This window comes from Franzmannia pantelleriensis (assembly GCF_900102875.1).
Taxonomy (GTDB): Bacteria; Pseudomonadota; Gammaproteobacteria; order Pseudomonadales; family Halomonadaceae; genus Franzmannia; species Franzmannia pantelleriensis.
Genome location: NZ_FNGH01000004.1, coordinates 81,333 through 100,496 on the forward strand (window position 1 = coordinate 81,333; position 19,164 = coordinate 100,496).

The window sequence follows — 19,164 nt, forward strand, 5'->3', positions numbered from 1 at the left end:
GAGACAGCCATGATGATTTCCTATCTCGTACCGCTGGTATTGGTGGTGATGATACTGGCGGCATCCATTCGTATCCTGCCAGAGTACAAACGTGGCGTGGTGTTCTTCCTCGGCCGCTTTCAATCGGTGAAGGGGCCGGGCCTGATCATCATCATCCCCGGCATCCAAAAGATGCAGGTAGTCGATCTGCGCGTGATCACCATGGACGTGCCGGAGCAGGACGTGATCTCCCAGGACAACGTCACCGTCAAGGTCAATGCGGTGCTCTACTTCCGGGTCGTCGACCCCGAGAGGGCGATCATCCAGGTCGAGAACTTTACCGTGGCTACCAGCCAGCTGGCCCAGACCACGCTGCGTTCGGTGCTCGGTAAGCACGACCTCGACGAGATGCTCTCCGAGCGCGACAAGCTCAACGACGATATCCAGGAGATCATCGATGCCCAGACCGAGGCCTGGGGCATCAAGGTCGCCAACGTCGAGATCAAGCACGTCGACCTCGATGAAAGCATGATTCGCGCCATCGCCCGTCAGGCCGAGGCCGAGCGCGAACGTCGCGCCAAGGTGATCCACGCCGAGGGCGAGCTGCAGGCCTCGCGCAAGCTGGTCGAGGCCGCCAACGTCATGGCCGAGAACTCCGCTGCGCTGCAGCTGCGCTACCTGCAGACCATGAACGACATGAGCAACAAGAACGCCTCGACCATCGTCTTCCCGCTGCCCATGGATATCATGGAGGCCTTCAAGCAGATGAGCGGCTCGGCGACCGCGCCGACGCCCCCCAAGGCCGCCGATCCCGAGGGCTGATTCACGCCTGATAGGCCTGCCGTCAGCCTGGTAAGGTGATCGCAGTTTCCTCTAAGCGAAGGGCGCCGGGGACAGGTCGAAGAGGAGGTTTGCGCCATGGATGGCGCAAGGTAGCGCCCAGGGATGGGTTCACAGCGCCTCCTCGCAGGCCTGTCGACGGTCAGTTCCGAGCGGTGCTGCCTAAATCTGCGATAGCCCTGTCTTCCCCGCCCCTTAGATGCAATACAGCGTGAGCTCTGGTAGAATCCGCGGCTCGCATGGGGTCAGCGCTACGACCAAGGTCTACTATCTTGAGATCAGCAGCGCGACCCGTCACCCGATTCGAGTAACGGACCCTCAACCGTGACGACCCGCAGCACCCTCCAGGCCGGCGCCACGCCGCCCTAGCGCACTACCTCTCCTCGGCGCTGCATCGCTCATCGCCAGGCACTTCCGTGCCTGGACAGCCCCCTGTTCGCCATACGGCCGACATCCCCGACTGATCGCAGTGCTGCACGAACCCGTGACGATAGCACCCTGGCGCCCTACGGGCATGGCCATCACAACATCGACTGGACCGCAGAATGTTCGCAACCATCAAGCAGAGCTGGTTCTCCAACCTCAAGGGCGACACCCTCGCCGGCATCGTCGTCGCACTGGCGCTGATTCCCGAGGCTATCGCCTTCTCGATCATCGCCGGGGTCGACCCCAAGGTCGGCCTCTACGCGTCCTTCTGCATCGCAGTGATCATCGCCTTTACCGGCGGGCGTCCCGGCATGATCTCGGCCGCCACCGGTGCCATGGCGCTGCTGATGGTGACCCTGGTGCGTGAGCACGGCCTCGAGTACCTGCTGGCCGCCACCCTGCTCACCGGGGTGCTGCAGATTATCGCCGGCTATCTCAAGCTCGCCGAGCTGATGCGCTTCGTGTCGCGCTCGGTGGTCACCGGCTTCGTCAACGCCCTGGCGATCCTGATCTTCATGGCCCAGCTGCCGGAGCTGACCGGTGTGACCTGGCATGTCTATGCCATGACGGTGGCGGGTCTGGCGATCATCTACGGCTTCCCCTATCTGCCGGCGATCGGCAAGTCGATCCCGTCTCCGCTGGTGTGCATCGTGGTATTGACTGCGGTGTACATGATCAGCGGCATGGATATCCGCAGCGTGGGCGACATGGGCGAGCTACCCGATACCCTGCCGGTATTCCTGTGGCCGGACGTGCCGCTCAACCTCGAGACGCTGTGGATCATCCTGCCCTACGCGCTGATGCTCACCGTGGTGGGTCTGCTGGAGTCGATGATGACCGCCACCATCGTCGACGATCTGACCGACACCCCCAGCGACAAGAACCGCGAGTGCAAGGGCCAGGGCATTGCCAATATCGGTTCCGGCCTGATGGGCGGCATGGCCGGCTGCGCGATGATTGGCCAGTCGGTGATCAATGTGAAGTCCGGTGGGCGTACCCGGCTGTCGACCCTGATCGCCGGCGTAGTGCTGCTGCTGATGGTGGTGTTCCTCGCCGACTGGGTATCGCAGATTCCCATGGCCGCGCTGGTGGCGGTGATGATCATGGTCTCCATCGGTACCTTCAGCTGGGCCTCGATTCGTGACCTGAAGAAGCATCCGATGAGCACCAATATCGTGATGCTGGCCACCGTGGCGGTCACCGTCTTTACGCATAACCTGGCCATTGGGGTATTCGTCGGCGTGCTGCTGGCGGCGATGTTCTTCGCCAACAAGGTCGGCAACATCCTGTATATCGGCTCCGAAGAGGCCGACGAGGGCCGTCGCCGCATCTACCGTATCGTCGGCCAGGTGTTCTTCGCCTCCTCCGAGCGCTTCGGTGAATCCTTCGACTTCAAGGAAAGCGTGGAGAAGGTCACCATCGACCTGTCCCGCGCCCACTTCTGGGACATTACCGCCGTCCAGTCCCTGGATCGGGTGGTGATCAAGTTCCGCCGCGAAGGCACCGAGGTCGAGCTGGTTGGCCTCAATGAAGCGACCGCCACTATCGTTGACCGCTATGCTGTGCACAATGACCCTGCCGCCGTCGACAAGCTGATGGGTGGCCACTGAGGAGCGAAGTACGATGACAGATCAGGTAATGGCCGCCATCGACGGCTCGCAGTTCTCCGAAGGCGTATGCGACTACGCCGCCTGGGCCAGCCAGGCGCTGGCGGCGCCGCTGACCTTCCTGCACGTGGTGGACAACCACCCGCAGGTCGCTGAGGCGGACCTCTCCGGTAATATCGGCCTGGGCTCGCGAGAGCACCTGCTGGAGGAGCTGGCGAGTCTCGACGAGCAGCGCGCCAAGCTGGCCCAGGAGCAGGGCCGGGTAATGTTGGCCGCGGCCAAGACCCGGGCGGCGGAGGCTGGCGTCAGCGAACCGGGCAGCCGCCAGCGCAACGGCACTCTGGTCGAGACCCTCAGCGAGTTGGAGAACGACATCCGCTTGCTGGTGATCGGCAAACGCGGCGAGACCGCGCACCAGGCGGTGGATCACCTGGGCTCGAACCTCGAGCGGGTCGTCCGCACCCTGCACCGACCGATCCTGATGGTGCCGGATAGCTTTGAGACACCCAGTAAGGTGTTGATCGCCTTTGACGGCAGCAAGACAACCCGCAAGGGCATCGAGATGATCGCCAAGAGCCCGCTGTTCGAGGGCATCCCGGTACACGTGGTGATCGTTGGCGCCGAGACCGGTGACAACCGCTCGCAGCTGGAGTGGGCGCTGAAGACCCTGCGCGAGGCCGGCCACGAAGCCGAGGGCGCGATACGCGCGGGCGAGGTCGAGGAGACCCTGCGTAACTACAAGGAAGAGCAGGGGATCGACCTGCTGGTGATGGGCGCCTACGGCCACTCGCGGATTCGTCACCTGCTGGTGGGTAGCACCACCACCGCAATGCTACGCCGTGCCAGCGTGCCGGTGCTGCTGCTGCGTTGATTTCCCCCGGCACCGATGATGTTAATTTGAGAACGCAAGGAGAAACCTGCATGTCGATTACCCGACACGATACCAAGGCGCGCATGAGCCGCGCGGTCATCCACAACGGCGTGGCCTGGCTGTGTGGCCAGGTGGCAGGACCCGAGGCGCGCCACGGCGATATCACTGTCCAGACCGAGAGCATGCTGGCGCGGGTCGATGCGCTGCTTGCCGAGATCGGCTCCGACCGTGAGCACCTGCTGTCGGCGACGATCTACCTCAAGGATGGTCAGGATGTGGCAGCGATGAATGCGGTCTGGGATGCCTGGGTGCCCGAGGGGCACGCGCCGGCGCGCACCTGTGTCTGTGCGCCACTGCCCGCCGATGAACTCAAGGTAGAGATAACCGTGACGGCGCTGGTGCCCGGCGCGGCCTAATCAGCGGGCTCATCACTGGAGGTGGTCGGGCGCCGTGGTTGGTGGCGGAGAAATACGGCCATGCGTTCCGCATCGCACTCGCCCACTTGGCACAGCTGCTCGGCGATCTCGGCGTACTGGCGCAGCACCGGGTCGATCAGGCCCAGACGGGCGCTGTCGCCGCTGGCCTGTTCGGCTTCACCGGCCAGCCATTCAAACAGCCGCCCCAGGCGTGAAATATTGGGGTCGCCGCGACCAGTGTTGCCGCGCATCGCATCGACGGCCAGGCAGCGCAGCACGCTGCGCTTGTTGGGGTCGAGGCTCTCCTTGTCGAGTAGCGCCTCGGCCTGATGCACGAAGCGCTCCATCAGCTGGGCGGCCTCGGCAGCGCGCAGCTGGCGACTCTGGGTCTCGAGGCTCTGGGTGAGTGCCGTCTGCTGGGCACGCAAGCCGCCGACCAGGCTCGCCACCAGCGCCAGCAAGCAGATCAGTCCCGCTACCGCCAGACCGTACACGGCCAGTGCCACCAACTCGTGAGGGCCCAGCGGCAGGCGCAGCTCGCTGAGCGACAGGCCCAGGCCGGCTAGCCCCAACGCCACCACGATGATCAGTGCTAGCGTCGTCGCGCCCGGCGAAGTCTTGACGTTCATCCGTGTGCTCCCGTCGACGCCTGGCGTGCATCGCCAAGCGTTTTCTGACAGTGGTATCGGCCTGCCGGGGGCAAACTTGAGGCGGTCAGTCCTCCTCGCCAATCTCCTCGGGAGCGACTTCCTCGGCCATGACCTCGCCATCGTCCTGGTCGTCGTCATCCTCGTCTTGCGGCGCGGCCTCGACGTCCAGCCAGTGGCCAAGGAAGCTGCTCAGCGATGCGTCGATCATGGGACTGATCTCGGAGAACGCGATCTGCAGTTCGTCGCCGTTGGCGTCGTGTATCTCCAGCCGCTGCCAGCCGCTGGCATCGCCGCTCAGCAGCAGCTCACCGAGCGTCTGTTCCAGGGGGGGCGCGCGCGGGCTGAAGCGGGCCTCCCAGTTGTCGGCTTCGCCGGCCAGGGCAATGGCGTAGTCCTCCTCGAGTGGCCCCCAGTTGCCGCCCAGCAGGTCGACCAGATGGCGGCCGAACTCGGCTCGCCCGGGCAGCAGCTCGTCGAGGAGTTCTCGGTCCGGCAGGCCCTCCTCCTGAACTTCGTCGAGGGGGCCGGGCAGGCGTTTCGGGAAGGCCAGGGTGGCCTCGCGCGGCGAGGCAAAGCGCCACACCAGCAGGCGCTCGCGCTGATAGAGGAACTGGCCGTCGCTATGCAGACGCGACTGTTGGTCCTCGAGCCAGTGGCGCTGTTCGAAGCTGCCCTGCAGTTGAGCGGGAGCGGCTAACTGGCGCTGCAGTTCCTCGCGCTCAAGGGCCTGGGCGTTGGAACACAGCAGGGCGCTGCCTGCCAGGACAGCCAGCAACTGGCGAACGGGAGGCGATGACTCGGAGGGCATTTGGACTCCGTCGTAGAAACGGGATGCGTGAGCAGAGACCCATGATGCGCCAATCGGTTCCCGGCGAAAACCTCTCTGCTAGCTCCCGGCCGGAAAGCGTGTCGCCTGAAGCGAGTCCTTGATCTTCTTGAGATGAATCAGGAAATCCTCGCCGCGGCGCAGGGTGACGCCGGTGGCCAGCACGTCGATCAGCGCCAGGTGAATCATCCGCGAGGTCATCGGCATATAGACGTCGGTGTCCTCCGGTGCGGTGACCTCGAGGGTTTCGGTGCACTCGCCGGCCAGCGGCGAACCGGGGGCGGTGATGCCGAGCACCACCGCGCCATTGTCACGCGCCAGGCGGGCGATTTCGACCAGCTCACGGGTGCGCCCGGTATAGGAGATGATCACCACCACGTCACCGGTATGGCAGGCAGCGGCGACCATGCGCTGCATCAGCACGTCCTCGTAGGCCATCACCGGCAGGTTGAAGCGGAAGAACTTGTGCTGGGCGTCCTGGGCTACCGGCCCCGAAGCACCCAAGCCGAAGAAGTGTATCTGCTTGGCCTGGATCAAGTAGTCGACGGCGCGTTCGACGCGCTTGGCGTCGAGTGCGCGGCGCGCCACGTCGAGGGCGGCGATGGTGGCGCCGAAGATCTTGTCGCCGTAGCCGGCGGCGTCGTCATTGCGCTCTACGCTGCGACTCACATAGGGAGTGCCCCCGGCCAGACTCTGAGCCAGCTTGATCTTGAAGTCCGGATAGCCCTTGGCATCGAAGTTGCGGCAGAAACGATTGACCGTGGGTTCGCTGACCGAGGCGGCCTGGGCCAGGGTGGCGATGCTCATGCCGGTGGCCGAGGCGGGGTCGGCGAGAATCACGTCGGCGACCTTGCGTTCGGAGCGGTTGAGCTCGTCCAGTCGGGTGCGAATGCGTTCGATCAGGTCATGGCTGGACATGGGGGGCTAGACTCTTGGTAACGGACAATAATCGCCCTGGTATGGCGACGGCCTTGATGCGTAGCGGCCGATGATGTAGTGATTTAACTACATTTTCACGGTCATCCTAGCCTGGGGCTGGCAGAATGGCCATACGCGTCTCGACGGCGCTGCATCTTTGGTAGTAAAGTTACAGATAAATGTTGCTTTATCTGACGGCGAACACGTATTTTATCGGTAAGTTAACCAGATTTCAGGGGGCAAGGCATGAGTCAGCACAGCGCGATGCCGAGCGTGACCGACACCGAGATCGATCTGGCGCTGTTCGGCGCGCTGGGCGACCTGGCGCTGCGCAAGTTGTTTCCGGCGCTCTATCACCTCGATCGCGAGGGGCTGCTGCCGGAGGGAACGCGGCTTGTCGGTCTGGCGCGTCAAGACCTCGACGGTGAGGCCTTTCGCCAGCAGGTCGCGGGTGCCCTGCAGCAGCGGGTCAAGAGCGACGAGCAGGACAAGACCAGTCTCAAGCGGTTTCTGGCGCGTCTCGATTACCTCAAGCTGGATTTCTCGAGCGTTGAGGGCTACGAGGCAGTGCGCGCCTGGCGCGAAGGCTCGCCGCGTCCGATGGTGGTGTATCTCTCGGTGCCGGCCAGGATCTACGGCGACATCTGTCGCAATCTCCAGGCCAGTGGCAGCCTCGATGACAGCACCCGGGTGGTGGTGGAGAAGCCGATTGGCTATGACCTCGCCTCCTCGCAGGAGATCAATGATGTGATCGGTGAGGTGTTCCCCGAGTCGCGTATCTATCGCATCGATCACTATCTGGGCAAGGAGACGGTGCAGAACCTGATCGCGCTGCGCTTCGCCAACCCGCTGTTCGGCACTCAGTGGAATCAGAACCATATCTCCCACGTGGAAATCACCGTCGCCGAGCAGGTCGGCATCGAAGGCCGCTGGGGCTACTTCGACCAGGCCGGCCAGCTGCGCGACATGGTTCAGAATCACCTGCTGCAGCTGCTGTGCCTGATCGCCATGGATCCGCCGTCCAACCTCGATGCCGATGCCATCCGCGACGAGAAAGTCAAGGTACTCAAGGCACTCAAGCCGTTCGTCGGCGAGGCCCTGGGGCGTGACGTGGTACGCGGCCAGTACACTGCCGGTACCAGCCAGGGTGCCGCGGTGCCTGGCTACCTCGAGGAGGAGGGCGCCAACACCGACAGCCATACCGAAACCTTCGTGGCGATGAAGACCGAGGTCGCTAACTGGCGCTGGGCGGGGGTGCCGTTCTATTTGCGCACCGGCAAGCGCATGCCCGAGAAGCTGTCGCAGATCGTCATTCACTTCCGCCAGCAGCCGCACTATATCTTCGATCCGGATCAGCGCAGCCTGGCTGCCAACAAGCTGATCATCCGCCTGCAGCCGGAGGAGGGCATCGCCCTGCAGGTACTGACCAAGGACAGCGGGTTGGACAAGGGCATGCGTCTACGTCCCGGGCCGCTGCATCTGGATTTCAATAACGCCTTCCCCAAGTCGCGGATTCCCGACGCCTACGAGCGGCTGTTGCTGGAGGTGATGAAGGGCCAGCAGTACCTGTTCGTGCGTCGCGACGAGGTCGAGCACGCCTGGCGCTGGTGCGATCAACTGATCGCCGGCTGGGAGGCGCGCGACATGCCGCCGCGGCGCTATCCGGCCGGCTCCTGGGGGCCGGTAGCATCGATTGCCATGATCACCCAGGATGGCCGCAGCTGGTATGAGGACTACTGATATGAGCCAGGCTCGCCAACAACTCGCCATACAGCTCGCCGAGGCCGTCGCCGAGGCGCTGCGAGCTGATCTTGATACGCAGCAGAGGGCCCTGCTGGTGGTGTCCGGCGGTTCGACGCCGGTGCCGTTCTTCGAGGCCCTGGCCGGCTATGCGCTGCCGTGGTCGCGGATCGACGTGACCCTTGCCGACGAGCGCTGGGTGGATGCCGAGAGTGCCGACAGCAACGCCCGTCTGGTGCGTGAGCATCTGCTGCAGGGAGCGGCGGCGGCGGCTCACTTCGTGCCGCTGACCAGCGCTGCCGAGACGCCCGAGCAGGGTGTCGCCGAGGTGACCGAGCGGGTCGAGGGCCTGGCTTGGCCGGCTAGCGTGGTGATTCTCGGCATGGGCGGTGATGGCCATACCGCCTCGCTGTTCCCCGACAGTCGCGAGCTTGAGCTGGCACTGTCCAGCGATGAACCGCTGGTGGCAGTGCGAACGCCCAGCCAGCCGCAGCCGCGCATCACTTTCAGTGCCGGCCGTCTGCACCAGGCGCGCCGCCACATGCTGCATATCAACGGCGACGACAAGCGTAGCGTATTGGCCGCGGCGCTGGGCGGCGACGACGTGCGCGCCCTGCCGATTCGCGCTTTCCTGGCTTGCCCGCTGGCCATCTACTGGGCGCCCTGATTATTTCTGGAGACTCCGAACATGACCATCGACAAGCAGCTGCCATCCACGCGCACCACTGAACTCGACAGTATCTGCCTCAAGGCCGAGGTGATTCCGGTGATCACCATCGAACGCCTCGAGGATGCGGTGCCCATGGGGCGTGCCTTGGTCGAGGGCGGCTTGACCGTGCTCGAAGTCACCCTGCGTACCGACTGCGCCCTGGAAGCGATCAAGCGCATGCGCGATGCCTTGCCGGGAGCGAGTATCGGGGTGGGCACTGTACTCACGCCGGCCCAGTACCGTCAGGCCGAGGAGGTCGGCGCCGATTTCGTGGTGACGCCGGGGGCTACCGAGGCGCTCTACCGCTACGGCGTCGAGAGCCCGGTGCCGATGCTGCCCGGCGTATCGACCATCTCCGAGTTGATGACCGGTTGGCAGTATGGCTACCGTCGCTTCAAGTTCTTTCCCGCCGAATCAAGCGGTGGCGCCAAGGCCATCAAGGCCTTCGGTGCGCCGATTCCCGAGGCGCGCTTCTGTCCTACCGGTGGGATCAGCGTCGACAACGCCGACGAGTACCTGGCGCTGCCCAATGTGATGTGCGTGGGGGGCTCTTGGCTGACCCCCAAGGCACTGGTTGAAGCCGAGGACTGGGATGCCATCCGCGAGCTGGCGCGCCAGGCGGCGGAGCGCTTCCACCACTGAGGCAGCCCTGTATACGTTCTCTCTCGACAGCCCGTGCTGTTGTTCGACCCGTTCCCCGCGAGCGGGTCTTTTTTTACCTGTCAGGTGAGGCAGAAGCCGGGCAAAAGAAAGCGCGCCGGTCGTCGAGAGACAGCCGGCCGCGCACAAGCGAGTTGCACTGAAGGCGTCATCCAGGCGTGGGCGACATTGCCCGTTGCCTGATGGCGTTGGTCTCACTGGCGCTCGGCATAACCGTTCGCCGCAAGACCCGAGCAGTATAGGCAGTCGGCCTTTGCGGAATAAGTGGGTACAATCGAAAACTAGTGTTTCCAAAATGGAAACTTTACCCTGAGCCATCATGTAACCGATGCGAGGCGTGATATGGCGACCCTGGATGCCTTGAAAGTCTTCGTCGAGGTGGTGCGCAGTGGCAGTTTCACCGCGGCGGCTCGACGCCTGGGTATCTCCAAGTCGCTGGCGTCCAAACGCGTCGCGGCCTTGGAAGATGAGCTGGGGGTGAGTCTGCTCAACCGTTCGACGCGCTCGCTGCGCCTCACCGAGTCAGGACAGATCTATTACGAGCACGGCCTGCGCATCCGCGAGGAACTGGCCTCCGCCGAGGCGCAGGTGCAGTCGGTGACCGCGCGACCGCGGGGTCAGCTCAAGGTCAGCGCCCAGGTCAGCTTTGGGTTCATGTACCTGGCCGCGCCGACGACCGCGTTCATGCGTCGCTATCCCGACGTGGCCGTCGAGATCCTCCTCGAGGATCAACGCTTCGAACCCATCGACGACGCCGTTGACCTGGCGATCCGGATGGGGCCGCTGCCGCCCTCGAGCCTGGTATCGCGTCCGCTGTGCAAGGTGGTCTACGGCCTCTATGCGGCACCCGAGTACCTGGCACGGGTCAATCGTCCTCAGCATCCCCGGGACATCCGTGAGCACGATAGCGTGTTCTACGGCAACTATGACCTCGGCGCCCACTGGCGCTTTTCGCTCAATGGCCAGCCGCTGGATATCGAGCCGAGCTCACGGCTGGTGATCAACAATCTGCTGGGGGTGGTGGAAGCCGCCAAGGCCGGCTTCGGGCTCGCCTATCTGCCGACCTTTGCCGCCCGCCAGGCGGTGGCCGAGGGCTTGCTGGAACCGTTGCTGCAGCCCTACTGGAACGAGCACGGCAGCATGCTGGTGCTGTTTCGCTCACGCAAGTACCTGCCCGACAAGACCCGCGCCTACCTCGACTTCATCACCGATTGGTTTCGCGAGCACCTGGCGCTGTAGGAACGTTTCACCACGGGATGGGCTCCCCCGCCCAGTCCCAGAAACTACCGCTATCCTCCGGGCGGCGCTGGGCAATCACGTCGAGCAAGCGCTCGGCAACGAACGCCGGGGTGAACAGCTTGCCGTCGGGGACGCGTGCCTGAAACGGTTGGGAGAGCGCCGTATCGGTGGTGCCGGGGTGCAGGCAGAGTACGCAGGCTTGGCGATTGAGGCGCTTGAGCTCCACGGCGGCGGTTCTGAGCAGCATATTGTGGGCCGCCTTGCTGGCACGATAGGCGTACCAGCCGCCGAGATGGTTGTCACCGAGAGAGCCGACCCGCGCCGAGAGGCTGGCGAAGTAGGTCGGGTGCCTGCCCTTGAGCGATGGCAGCAGTACCTGCAGCAGCAGTGCTGGGGTCGCGGCGTTGACCTCGAACAGGCGGTTGAGTGCGGCAGGGTCGAGGTCTTCGAGGCGCTTCTCCGGGGTGATGCCGGCATTTGCATCGTGAAGCATGCCCAGGGTGTTGATCGTCAGGTGCAGCGGCGTGCCGTCGAGGTGCTCGGCCAGGGTTGCACGCCCCTCGGCGCTGGTCAGGTCGGCCTGTACGTGCTCGGCAATACCCCGCGGATCGCGCTCGGCCAGCGCCGGCGGGTGGCGACTGACAGCGATCAGCCGAGCGACCTGGGGGGCATCGCGCAGCGCCCGGCACAGTGCCTGTCCGATGCCGCCCGAAGCGCCGGTGACCAGTACGTTGATGCGCTCGGGGAGCGTGGGGAACATGAGGTGTCTCCTGATTTGACGGCGCTCAATGGACTCCCGGGCCGGCAAATGATTCCCCGGCTGATGGGCGGCGGGGGAGTGCGTATAATGCCGGCAAGCTTCTCGACCCAAGGATTGCAGCAGATGACCGTACGTACGCGCATCGCCCCATCGCCCACCGGCGACCCCCATGTCGGCACCGCCTATATCGCGCTGTTCAACCTGTGTTTCGCTCGCCAGCACGGCGGCCAGTTCGTGCTGCGCATCGAGGATACCGACCGGGTGCGTTCCACTGCGGAGTCCGAACAGATGATTCTCGACTCGCTGCGCTGGTTGGGCCTCGACTGGGACGAGGGGCCAGACGTTGGCGGTCCGCATGGCCCCTATCGCCAGAGCGAGCGCGGCGAGATCTACGCCGAGCATGCCCAGCGGCTGCTCGACGCCGGCCACGCCTTCAAGTGCTATCGCACCAGCGAGGAGCTCGATGAGCTGCGCGAGTCGCGCAAGGCGGCCGGCCTGCAGATGGCCCTCAAGCCCGCCGACTTGGCGCTGTCTGCCGACGAGCAGGCACGTCGTGAACGTGAAGGCTGGCCCTACGTGGTTCGCATGCAGGTGCCCGGCGACGGTACCTGCGTGGTCAACGACATGCTGCGTGGCGCGATCGAGGTCGACTGGGCCCAGGTCGATGCTCAGATCCTGCTCAAGTCTGACGGCATGCCCACCTATCATCTGGCCAACGTGGTCGACGACCACCTGATGGGCATCACCCATGTGCTGCGCGGCGAGGAGTGGATCAACTCCGCACCCAAGCACCAGCTGCTGTATGAGTACTTTGGCTGGCAGATGCCGGAGCTTTGCCATATGCCGCTGCTGCGCAACCCGGACAAGTCCAAGCTCTCCAAGCGCAAGAACCCGACCTCGATCAACTACTATCGGCGCATGGGCTTCCTGCCCCAGGCGGTGACCAACTATCTGGGCCGTATGGGCTGGTCGATGCCCGACGACCGCGAGAAGTTCTCCCTCGACGAGATGATGGCGAGTTTCGATATTCAGCGGGTGTCGCTGGGCGGGCCGGTGTTCGACCTGGACAAGCTGACCTGGCTCAACGGTGTCTATATTCGCGAAGACCTGGATGATGCGGCCCTCCTCCAGGCGCTGCGCGACTGGGCCTTCAACGAGGCCTACGTCAGCCAGATCCTGCCGCAGGTGCGCCCACGGGTGGATACCCTGTCCCAGGTCGCGCCGCTGGCCGGGCACTTCTTTTCCGGCTTGCCGGCCATCGACGAGGCAAGCTTCGCCGACGTCAAGCTCGAGCGCGAGACGCTGCTCAAGCTGTTGCAGTTTCTGGTCTGGCGTCTGGAAGGCGTATCGCGCTGGGACAAGGAGACGCTGCTCGACGAGGTCAAAACGCTGGGCGAGCACTTCGAGCTGAAGATGAAGGTCCTGCTGGCACCGGTGTTCATCGCCGTGACCGGTTCGGCCACCTCGACCTCGGTGATGGATGCCATGGTGATCCTCGGCTCTGATATGACCCGCGCGCGGCTGCGGCATGCTATTGACGTGCTCGGCGGGGTCTCCAAGAAGCAGGCCAAGCGCTTCGAGAAGGAGTATCGGGAACTCTAAGCGCTGTGCGAAAAAGCTATTGACGAACGTCGAGGTGGCCAGTAGTATACGCCTCGTTCTTGAGAGACGGGGCCTTAGCTCAGCTGGGAGAGCGCAACACTGGCAGTGTTGAGGTCAGCGGTTCGATCCCGCTAGGCTCCACCATCTCGGAACGATGCGTCCCATTCGTCTAGTGGTCCAGGACACCGCCCTTTCACGGCGGTAACAGGGGTTCGAACCCCCTATGGGACGCCACCTCATTTCAAAAAGACGCCCTCGTGGCGTCTTTTTGTTTCTCGAGGCCTGCGCTTCGATATGACGCACGGATAACCGCTTGTGTCTCCCGCCCTGATTCTGCCGTAGCAGCCTTCCATATAAGTCAAAAACCGCCCGCTTTGGCTTGACATATCCCCTGAGTTGTCCACGGCGGCGGCAATGGGTTGACGGCTTGTGCACAACCCTCATACAACCCCGGCCTTTTCGAAAAAACTACGTTTAAACCAGTAAAATCAACGAGATAGAGTTGTTTAAAATTTGAGCAATCTAAGTGTAGCCCGCTTGTCATGGTGGCTTGTGGGGCTTATCTTGAGGTTGCGCACAGTGTTATCCACAGATTGTGTGGAAAACCCTCGGCGACCCTCCGTGAGGCGAGGTCCAGGCGGGGTTCGCCGTGGTGCAGCAATGCGTGATGCGGCATCGTGGACTGCCGGTGCCGGTGAAAAAAAGCCTATACAAGAGCTGTCGTGCACGTAGATACATGCCCAAGCTCAGGTGAGTGCGCAACGCAAGCGGGCCACCTCGAAAGGTGGCCCGCGGGGCGAACGCTAGACGTCCGCCGGGTGGTGGTGCCGAAGGCGCTACTTGGTTGGGTAGTCGCGCTCGGTATGGCCTGTATAGAGCTGACGCGGGCGGCTGATCTTGTAGTTGCCGCTGATCATTTCGTTCCAGTGTGAAATCCAGCCAATGGTGCGTGACACGGCGAAGACCACGGTGAACATATTGGTGGGAATACCGATCGCCTTGAGGATGATGCCGGAGTAGAAGTCGACGTTGGGATAGAGCTTACGCTCGATGAAGTACTCGTCCTCCAGTGCGATCTGCTCGAGACGCTTGGCAATCTTGAGCTGCGGGTCGTCGGCCATGCCCAGCTCGGCTAGCACCTCGTCGCAGGTCTCCTTCATCACCTTGGCGCGGGGGTCGAAGTTGCGATACACGCGGTGACCGAAGCCCATCAGCTTGAACGGATCGTTCTTGTCCTTGGCACGGTCGATGAAGCGCTGAATGTTCTCCTCGGACTCGTCGCCGATCTCGTCGAGCATACTCAGCACGGCTTCATTGGCACCGCCGTGAGCCGGTCCCCACAGCGCGGCGATGCCGGCGCTGATGCAGGCGAAGGGGTTGGCACCGGTAGAGCCGGCCAGGCGTACCGTGGAGGTGGAGGCGTTTTGCTCGTGGTCGGCGTGGAGCATGAAAATGCGATCTACGGCCTTGGCAAACACCGGGTTGACCTTGAACTCCTCGCAGGGGTTGCTGAACATCATGTAGAGGAAGTTCTCGGCGTAGCTCAAGTCGTTGCGCGGATAGTTGAACGGCTGGCCGATGTTGTACTTGTAGCACATCGCCGCCAGGGTCGGCATTTTGGCGATCAGGCGGATCGCGCTGATGGTGCGATCCTCTTCCTGGGTGATGTCGAGATGGTCGTGATAGAAGGCTGCCAGGCCTCCGACCACGCCGCAGAGAATCGACATGGGGTGGGCGTCACGGCGGAAGCCCTTGTAAAAATTGGCCAGCTGTTCATGCACCATGGTGTGATTGCGGATGGTGCTCTCGAATTTGGTGAACTCTTCGTCGCTGGGCAGCTCGCCGAACAGCAGAGCGTAGCTCAGTTCAACGAAATTGGAGTGCTCGGCCAGCTGGCCGATCGGGTAACCGCGGTGCAGCAGCACCCCTTTGCCACCGTCGATGAAGGTGATCGCCGATTCGGTGGAGGAGGTGGCCATGAAGCCGGGGTCGTGGGTGAACAGTCCCTCGGCGCCCAGGGTGCGGACATCGATGACGTCCGGGCCCATGCTGCCAGAATAGACCGGGAATTCGATCGTCTTGTCGAGCCCGTCTACGGTCAATTGTGCTTTTCTGTCAGCCATGTCGGCCTCCTCTACAGTTCTGTCGTCAGACGATAAGTCGTTGTCCCGCTTGCCAAGCCGGCGAAAAAGGTCCGCCCACTATAGAAGCGTGCCGGGGATTGTCAATTAGCCCATAGCGGCGCACTGTTATGCGAACTTTCGATATTTATACAGGTCCTGTATAATAAATGGTGCTGTGCACCATTGTCCGCGCTGGGGGCGGTGGGTCAAGAACTACACCATGGTGGCACGTGGTCGTCGACAATTTGTCATGGTGAGCCCCAGTCCCTATAATCCTTCTCCGCGCGACTGGCAGGAACTGGAGGTCGTGCCGACTTGGCAGACGGCCGAGCCCTTCCTCAAAACCACCGCCCGCTCGGGCTATGCCCGAAGCACAGAGCGGGCCAAGAGAGTGTGTATAGAGCCGTGAATAGCAAACGACCCGTTAATCTCGATATCTCCACCATCAAGCTACCCTTACCCGCACTGACGTCGATCACTCACCGTATCACCGGCATTATCCTGTTCATTGGCCTGATTTTCGCCTTCTGGGCGCTGGACAAGTCGCTATCGTCCCCGGCGGGCTTCTATGCGGTGCAGGACGCCCTGGCCAATAGCCTGCTGGCCAAGCTGGTTGCTTGGGGGCTGCTGTCGGCATTGGCCTTCCACTTCGTGGCTGGCATCAAGCACCTGCTGATGGATCTCAACATCGGCGTGACCCTCGAAAGCGGCGTGCGCAAGGCACAGATCACGGTAGTGGTCAGTGCGGTTCTGGTGATTCTCGCAGGAGTCTGGGTATGGTAACCAATATTACGAACTTCGGTCGCAGCGGCCTATCCGACTGGCTGATCCAGCGCTTCTCGGCGGTCATCCTGGCGCTCTATACGCTCTTCATCGTTGCCTACCTGTTGCTCAACCCGGGCCTCGACTATGCCACCTGGAGCGGCCTGTTCGCCCAGACCTGGATGCGCATCTTCTCACTGCTGGCGTTCGTCTCCATCGCTGCTCATGCGTGGATCGGGCTGTGGACCGTGACCACCGACTATCTCAAGCCGACCGGTATCCGTCTGGCGGTGCAGAGCGCCATCATCCTGGCCATCTTCGTGTTCCTGGTCTGGGGCATTCAAATTCTGTGGGGAGCCTGATCCATGTCCAACATGCGTAGCCTGTCCTTTGACGCCATCATCATCGGCGGGGGTGGCTCCGGCCTGCGTGCCGCGCTCGAGCTGGCCAAATCCGGCAAGAAGACCGCGGTGCTGTCCAAGGTCTTCCCCACCCGCTCGCACACCGTCTCGGCCCAGGGGGGTATCACCTGTGCCATCGCCTCGGCGGATCCCAACGACGACTGGCGCTGGCACATGTACGACACCGTCAAGGGCGGCGACTATATCGCCGACCAGGACGCCGCCGAATACATGTGCTCCGAGGGCCCCAAGGCGGTCTTCGAACTCGAGCACATGGGGCTGCCGTTCTCGCGCTTCGACAACGGCCGCATCTATCAGCGCCCGTTCGGCGGCCAGTCCAAGAACTTCGGCGAGGGCGGCCAGGCGGCGCGTACCTGTGCCGCGGCCGACCGTACCGGCCACGCCCTGCTGCACACGCTTTACCAGAACAACCTGAAGAACAATACCACCTTCCTGAATGAGTGGTATGCGGTGGATCTGGTCAAGAATGCCAACGGCGATGTGGTCGGCTGCATCGCGCTGGATATCGAGACCGGCGAAGTGGTTCACGTCAAGTCCAAGGCCACGGTGCTGGCCACCGGTGGTGCCGGGCGCATCTATGCCTCCACCACCAACGCCCTGATCAACACCGGTGACGGTATCGGCATGGCGCTGCGCGCCGGCTTCCCGATGCAGGACATGGAGATGTGGCAGTTCCACCCCACCGGCATCTACGGCGCCGGGACTCTGGTCACCGAGGGCTGCCGCGGTGAGGGTGGCTACCTGGTCAACAAGGACGGTGAGCGGTTCATGGAGCGCTATGCGCCCAACGCCAAGGACCTCGCCGGCCGCGACGTGGTGGCGCGCTCGATGGTCATGGAGATCCTCGAGGGACGCGGCTGCGGCGACAAGGCCGACCACGTCTTCCTCAAGCTCGATCACCTTGGCGAAGAAGTGCTGGGCAAGCGCCTGCCGGGCATTGTCGAGCTCTCCAAGACCTTTGCCCATGTCGATCCGGCCAAGGAGCCGATCCCGGTGGTGCCGACCTGCCACTACATGATGGGCGGGATCCCGACCAATGTGCACGGCCAGGCGGTCATGCAGGACGCCGACGGCAACGACCAGATCGTCAACGGGCTGTTCGCCTGTGGCGAAGCGGCCTGTGTCTCGGTGCACGGCGCCAACCGCCTGGGTGGCAACTCGCTGCTCGACCTGGTGGTGTTTGGCCGCGCCGCCGGCATGTTCATCGAGGGTGCGTTGAACGAAGGCATCGACTACCTTGAGGCCACCGACTCCGACGTCGATGCGGCAATGAAGCGTATGAGCCGCTGGAACGAGTCGAATGGCGGTGAGAGCGTGCCGGATCTCAAGGCCGAGCTGCAGGACATCATGCAGAATGCCTTCGGCGTGTTCCGCCAGGAAGACAATATGCAGGAAGGCGTCAAGAAGCTCGCTGAGCTGCGTGAGCGGATCGCCAATGCCCATCTGGGTGACAAGTCGAATGCCTTTAACACCGCGCGCGTCGAAGCCCTGGAGCTCGACAACCTGATGGAAGTGGCCGAGGCCACCGCGATTTCGGCGCTGGAGCGCAAGGAGAGCCGCGGCGCGCACTCCCGCTACGACTATCCGGATCGTGACGACGTCAACTGGCTGAAGCATTCGCTGTACTTCCCGGCCGAGAAGGTGCTGGGCAAGCGCGACGTCAACTTCACGCCGAAGACCGTCGATACCTTCGAGCCGAAAGTCCGTACTTATTAAGGGGGTCACGATGTCCACGCTTCAGGTATCCGTATACCGCTACAATCCGGAGACCGACTCCGCACCCTACATGCAGGAGTTCCAGGTCGACACCAAGGGGCGCGACCTGATGGTGCTCGATGTGCTGCATCTGACCAAGGAGCAGGACAGCTCCATGGCGTATCGGCGCAGCTGCCGTGAAGGGGTGTGTGGCTCCGACGGCATGAACATGAACGGCAAGAACGGCCTGGCCTGTATCACGCCGCTCTCCGAGGTGGTCAAGAACAACAAGCTGGTGCTGCGTCCGCTGCCTGGTCTGCCAGTGATCCGCGACCTGGTGGTCGACATGGGGATCTTCTACAAGCAGTACGAGCGCATTCAGCCGTACCTGCAGAATGACACCCCGGCACCGGCCATCGAGCGCCTGCAGTCGCCGGAGGACCGCGACAAGCTCGACGGACTCTACGAGTGCATCCTGTGCGCTTGCTGCTCGACCTCGTGCCCGTCGTTTTGGTGGAACCCGGACAAGTTCGTCGGCCCTGCCGGCCTGCTGCAGTCCTACCGCTTCTTGGCCGATTCTCGTGATGAGGCGACCAGCGAGCGTCTGGCCGAGCTGGAGGACCCGTTCAGCGTATTCCGCTGCCGCGGCATCATGAACTGCGTAGCGGTGTGCCCAAAGGGGCTCAACCCGACTCGCGCGATTGGCAAGATTCGCGAGATGCTGCTGGCCAATGCCACTTAAATCGTGGCCGCAGGCTTGCTATCATGTAGCCCGGTTTTGCGCTGTGGCCGAGTGTCGCAGCCCATCACGGCCTTGATCGCAGAGAGCCGGTGCCTCGAGCACCGGCTTTCGACGATCATTGGCACGGCCGAGGCTAAGGCAACGCTGCCTGCCAGGCATGCCGGATTAGCAGGATAG

General features: G+C 63.2%; 18 protein-coding genes and 2 tRNA genes. 15 read left to right on the plus strand and 5 right to left on the minus strand.

The genetic code is table 11. The features are described 5' to 3' along the window. Positions 1-9: 9 nt before the first annotated feature. The 4 genes from BLT16_RS06110 to BLT16_RS06125 all read left to right on the plus strand — a co-directional run bounded on the left by BLT16_RS06110 (position 10) and on the right by BLT16_RS06125 (position 4,139). Positions 10-801, plus strand: coding sequence for a slipin family protein (locus BLT16_RS06110; protein WP_089657655.1), 792 nt, complete (start codon positions 10-12; stop codon positions 799-801). A gap of 563 nt (positions 802-1,364) precedes the next feature. Then, complete coding sequence (locus BLT16_RS06115; protein ID WP_089657656.1) at positions 1,365-2,855, plus strand: SulP family inorganic anion transporter; 1,491 nt, start codon at positions 1,365-1,367, stop codon at positions 2,853-2,855. Between the two features lie 13 nt (positions 2,856-2,868). Continuing rightward, positions 2,869-3,723 carry a universal stress protein gene (locus BLT16_RS06120; RefSeq protein ID WP_089657657.1) on the plus strand — a complete coding sequence of 285 codons (855 nt, stop codon included), beginning with the start codon at positions 2,869-2,871 and terminating at the stop codon, positions 3,721-3,723. Positions 3,724-3,773: 50 nt separating this feature from the next. Then, positions 3,774-4,139: a RidA family protein gene (locus tag BLT16_RS06125; RefSeq protein WP_089657658.1), complete on the plus strand. Its 366-nt coding sequence runs from the start codon at positions 3,774-3,776 to the stop codon at positions 4,137-4,139. On the opposite strand, the gene BLT16_RS06130 is transcribed toward BLT16_RS06125, so the two are convergent. The 3 genes from BLT16_RS06130 to BLT16_RS06140 all read right to left on the minus strand — a co-directional run bounded on the left by BLT16_RS06130 (position 4,136) and on the right by BLT16_RS06140 (position 6,533). After that, complete coding sequence (locus tag BLT16_RS06130; protein WP_089657659.1) at positions 4,136-4,768, minus strand: hypothetical protein; 633 nt, start codon at positions 4,766-4,768, stop codon at positions 4,136-4,138. The genes BLT16_RS06125 and BLT16_RS06130 overlap by 4 nt on opposite strands. A gap of 85 nt (positions 4,769-4,853) precedes the next feature. Next, positions 4,854-5,597 (minus strand): LolA family protein, encoded by a 744-nt coding sequence (locus tag BLT16_RS06135; protein ID WP_089657660.1) that lies wholly within the window; start codon positions 5,595-5,597, stop codon positions 4,854-4,856. Positions 5,598-5,675: 78 nt separating this feature from the next. After that, a complete protein-coding gene (locus tag BLT16_RS06140) occupies positions 5,676-6,533 on the minus strand; it encodes a MurR/RpiR family transcriptional regulator (protein WP_089657661.1) in 858 nt (285 codons plus the stop codon). A gap of 246 nt (positions 6,534-6,779) precedes the next feature. On the opposite strand from BLT16_RS06140, the gene zwf reads away from it, so the two are divergent. The 4 genes from zwf (at position 6,780) to BLT16_RS06160 (ending at position 10,881) form a co-directional block, all read left to right on the plus strand. Further along, a complete protein-coding gene (gene zwf, locus BLT16_RS06145; protein ID WP_089657662.1) occupies positions 6,780-8,273 on the plus strand; it encodes a glucose-6-phosphate dehydrogenase in 1,494 nt (497 codons plus the stop codon). A 1-nt stretch (position 8,274) separates the two neighbouring features. Beyond that, on the plus strand, positions 8,275-8,940 hold the full coding sequence (gene pgl / locus BLT16_RS06150) for a 6-phosphogluconolactonase (RefSeq protein WP_089657663.1): 666 nt from the start codon (positions 8,275-8,277) through the stop codon (positions 8,938-8,940). Positions 8,941-8,961: 21 nt separating this feature from the next. After that, positions 8,962-9,624, plus strand: coding sequence for a bifunctional 4-hydroxy-2-oxoglutarate aldolase/2-dehydro-3-deoxy-phosphogluconate aldolase (locus tag BLT16_RS06155; protein ID WP_089657664.1), 663 nt, complete (start codon positions 8,962-8,964; stop codon positions 9,622-9,624). Positions 9,625-9,984: 360 nt separating this feature from the next. Next, the gene (locus BLT16_RS06160; RefSeq protein ID WP_089657665.1) at positions 9,985-10,881 is read left to right on the plus strand and encodes a LysR family transcriptional regulator; all 897 of its coding nucleotides are present in this window, start codon (positions 9,985-9,987) and stop codon (positions 10,879-10,881) included. A gap of 7 nt (positions 10,882-10,888) precedes the next feature. Here BLT16_RS06160 and BLT16_RS06165 read toward each other — a convergent pair whose 3' ends face one another. Continuing rightward, positions 10,889-11,641 (minus strand): SDR family NAD(P)-dependent oxidoreductase, encoded by a 753-nt coding sequence (locus BLT16_RS06165; RefSeq protein WP_089657666.1) that lies wholly within the window; start codon positions 11,639-11,641, stop codon positions 10,889-10,891. A 123-nt stretch (positions 11,642-11,764) separates the two neighbouring features. On the opposite strand from BLT16_RS06165, the gene gltX reads away from it, so the two are divergent. The 3 genes from gltX to BLT16_RS06180 all read left to right on the plus strand — a co-directional run bounded on the left by gltX (position 11,765) and on the right by BLT16_RS06180 (position 13,477). Next, positions 11,765-13,243 carry a glutamate--tRNA ligase gene (gene gltX / locus BLT16_RS06170; protein WP_089657667.1) on the plus strand — a complete coding sequence of 493 codons (1,479 nt, stop codon included), beginning with the start codon at positions 11,765-11,767 and terminating at the stop codon, positions 13,241-13,243. 68 nt (positions 13,244-13,311) lie between these two features. Beyond that, a tRNA-Ala gene (locus tag BLT16_RS06175) sits at positions 13,312-13,387 on the plus strand. A gap of 14 nt (positions 13,388-13,401) precedes the next feature. Next, positions 13,402-13,477 (plus strand) — tRNA-Glu (locus BLT16_RS06180). A 602-nt stretch (positions 13,478-14,079) separates the two neighbouring features. Here the strand turns inward: BLT16_RS06180 and gltA are convergent. Continuing rightward, positions 14,080-15,366 carry a citrate synthase gene (gltA, locus tag BLT16_RS06185; protein ID WP_089657668.1) on the minus strand — a complete coding sequence of 429 codons (1,287 nt, stop codon included), beginning with the start codon at positions 15,364-15,366 and terminating at the stop codon, positions 14,080-14,082. 405 nt (positions 15,367-15,771) lie between these two features. On the opposite strand from gltA, the gene sdhC reads away from it, so the two are divergent. From sdhC to BLT16_RS06205, 4 genes are read left to right on the plus strand one after another with little or no spacing between them, the layout of a single operon-like run. Next, positions 15,772-16,149, plus strand: a complete 378-nt coding sequence (gene sdhC / locus BLT16_RS06190) for a succinate dehydrogenase, cytochrome b556 subunit (RefSeq protein WP_218124419.1) — start codon at positions 15,772-15,774, stop codon at positions 16,147-16,149. Next, positions 16,143-16,490 (plus strand): succinate dehydrogenase, hydrophobic membrane anchor protein, encoded by a 348-nt coding sequence (gene sdhD, locus BLT16_RS06195; RefSeq protein ID WP_089657670.1) that lies wholly within the window; start codon positions 16,143-16,145, stop codon positions 16,488-16,490. Before sdhC ends, sdhD begins: the two co-directional genes overlap by 7 nt. Positions 16,491-16,493: 3 nt before the next feature. Further along, the gene (sdhA, locus tag BLT16_RS06200; protein ID WP_089657671.1) at positions 16,494-18,266 is read left to right on the plus strand and encodes a succinate dehydrogenase flavoprotein subunit; all 1,773 of its coding nucleotides are present in this window, start codon (positions 16,494-16,496) and stop codon (positions 18,264-18,266) included. A gap of 10 nt (positions 18,267-18,276) precedes the next feature. Further along, the gene (locus tag BLT16_RS06205) at positions 18,277-18,987 is read left to right on the plus strand and encodes a succinate dehydrogenase iron-sulfur subunit (protein ID WP_089657672.1); all 711 of its coding nucleotides are present in this window, start codon (positions 18,277-18,279) and stop codon (positions 18,985-18,987) included. Positions 18,988-19,164 lie beyond the last annotated feature (177 nt).

What these genes read in the sequence shown, in the direction of transcription:
- BLT16_RS06110 (WP_089657655.1), top strand. Translation starts at nt 10, where the DNA reads ATGATGATTTCCTATCTCGTACCGCTGGTATTGGTGGTGATGATACTG.
- BLT16_RS06115 (WP_089657656.1), top strand. Translation starts at nt 1,365, where the DNA reads ATGTTCGCAACCATCAAGCAGAGCTGGTTCTCCAACCTCAAGGGCGAC.
- BLT16_RS06120 (WP_089657657.1), top strand. Translation starts at nt 2,869, where the DNA reads ATGACAGATCAGGTAATGGCCGCCATCGACGGCTCGCAGTTCTCCGAA.
- BLT16_RS06125 (WP_089657658.1), top strand. Translation starts at nt 3,774, where the DNA reads ATGTCGATTACCCGACACGATACCAAGGCGCGCATGAGCCGCGCGGTC.
- BLT16_RS06130 (WP_089657659.1), bottom strand. Translation starts at nt 4,768, where the DNA reads ATGAACGTCAAGACTTCGCCGGGCGCGACGACGCTAGCACTGATCATC.
- BLT16_RS06135 (WP_089657660.1), bottom strand. Translation starts at nt 5,597, where the DNA reads ATGCCCTCCGAGTCATCGCCTCCCGTTCGCCAGTTGCTGGCTGTCCTG.
- BLT16_RS06140 (WP_089657661.1), bottom strand. Translation starts at nt 6,533, where the DNA reads ATGTCCAGCCATGACCTGATCGAACGCATTCGCACCCGACTGGACGAG.
- zwf (WP_089657662.1), top strand. Translation starts at nt 6,780, where the DNA reads ATGAGTCAGCACAGCGCGATGCCGAGCGTGACCGACACCGAGATCGAT.
- pgl (WP_089657663.1), top strand. Translation starts at nt 8,275, where the DNA reads ATGAGCCAGGCTCGCCAACAACTCGCCATACAGCTCGCCGAGGCCGTC.
- BLT16_RS06155 (WP_089657664.1), top strand. Translation starts at nt 8,962, where the DNA reads ATGACCATCGACAAGCAGCTGCCATCCACGCGCACCACTGAACTCGAC.
- BLT16_RS06160 (WP_089657665.1), top strand. Translation starts at nt 9,985, where the DNA reads ATGGCGACCCTGGATGCCTTGAAAGTCTTCGTCGAGGTGGTGCGCAGT.
- BLT16_RS06165 (WP_089657666.1), bottom strand. Translation starts at nt 11,641, where the DNA reads ATGTTCCCCACGCTCCCCGAGCGCATCAACGTACTGGTCACCGGCGCT.
- gltX (WP_089657667.1), top strand. Translation starts at nt 11,765, where the DNA reads ATGACCGTACGTACGCGCATCGCCCCATCGCCCACCGGCGACCCCCAT.
- gltA (WP_089657668.1), bottom strand. Translation starts at nt 15,366, where the DNA reads ATGGCTGACAGAAAAGCACAATTGACCGTAGACGGGCTCGACAAGACG.
- sdhD (WP_089657670.1), top strand. Translation starts at nt 16,143, where the DNA reads ATGGTAACCAATATTACGAACTTCGGTCGCAGCGGCCTATCCGACTGG.
- sdhA (WP_089657671.1), top strand. Translation starts at nt 16,494, where the DNA reads ATGTCCAACATGCGTAGCCTGTCCTTTGACGCCATCATCATCGGCGGG.
- BLT16_RS06205 (WP_089657672.1), top strand. Translation starts at nt 18,277, where the DNA reads ATGTCCACGCTTCAGGTATCCGTATACCGCTACAATCCGGAGACCGAC.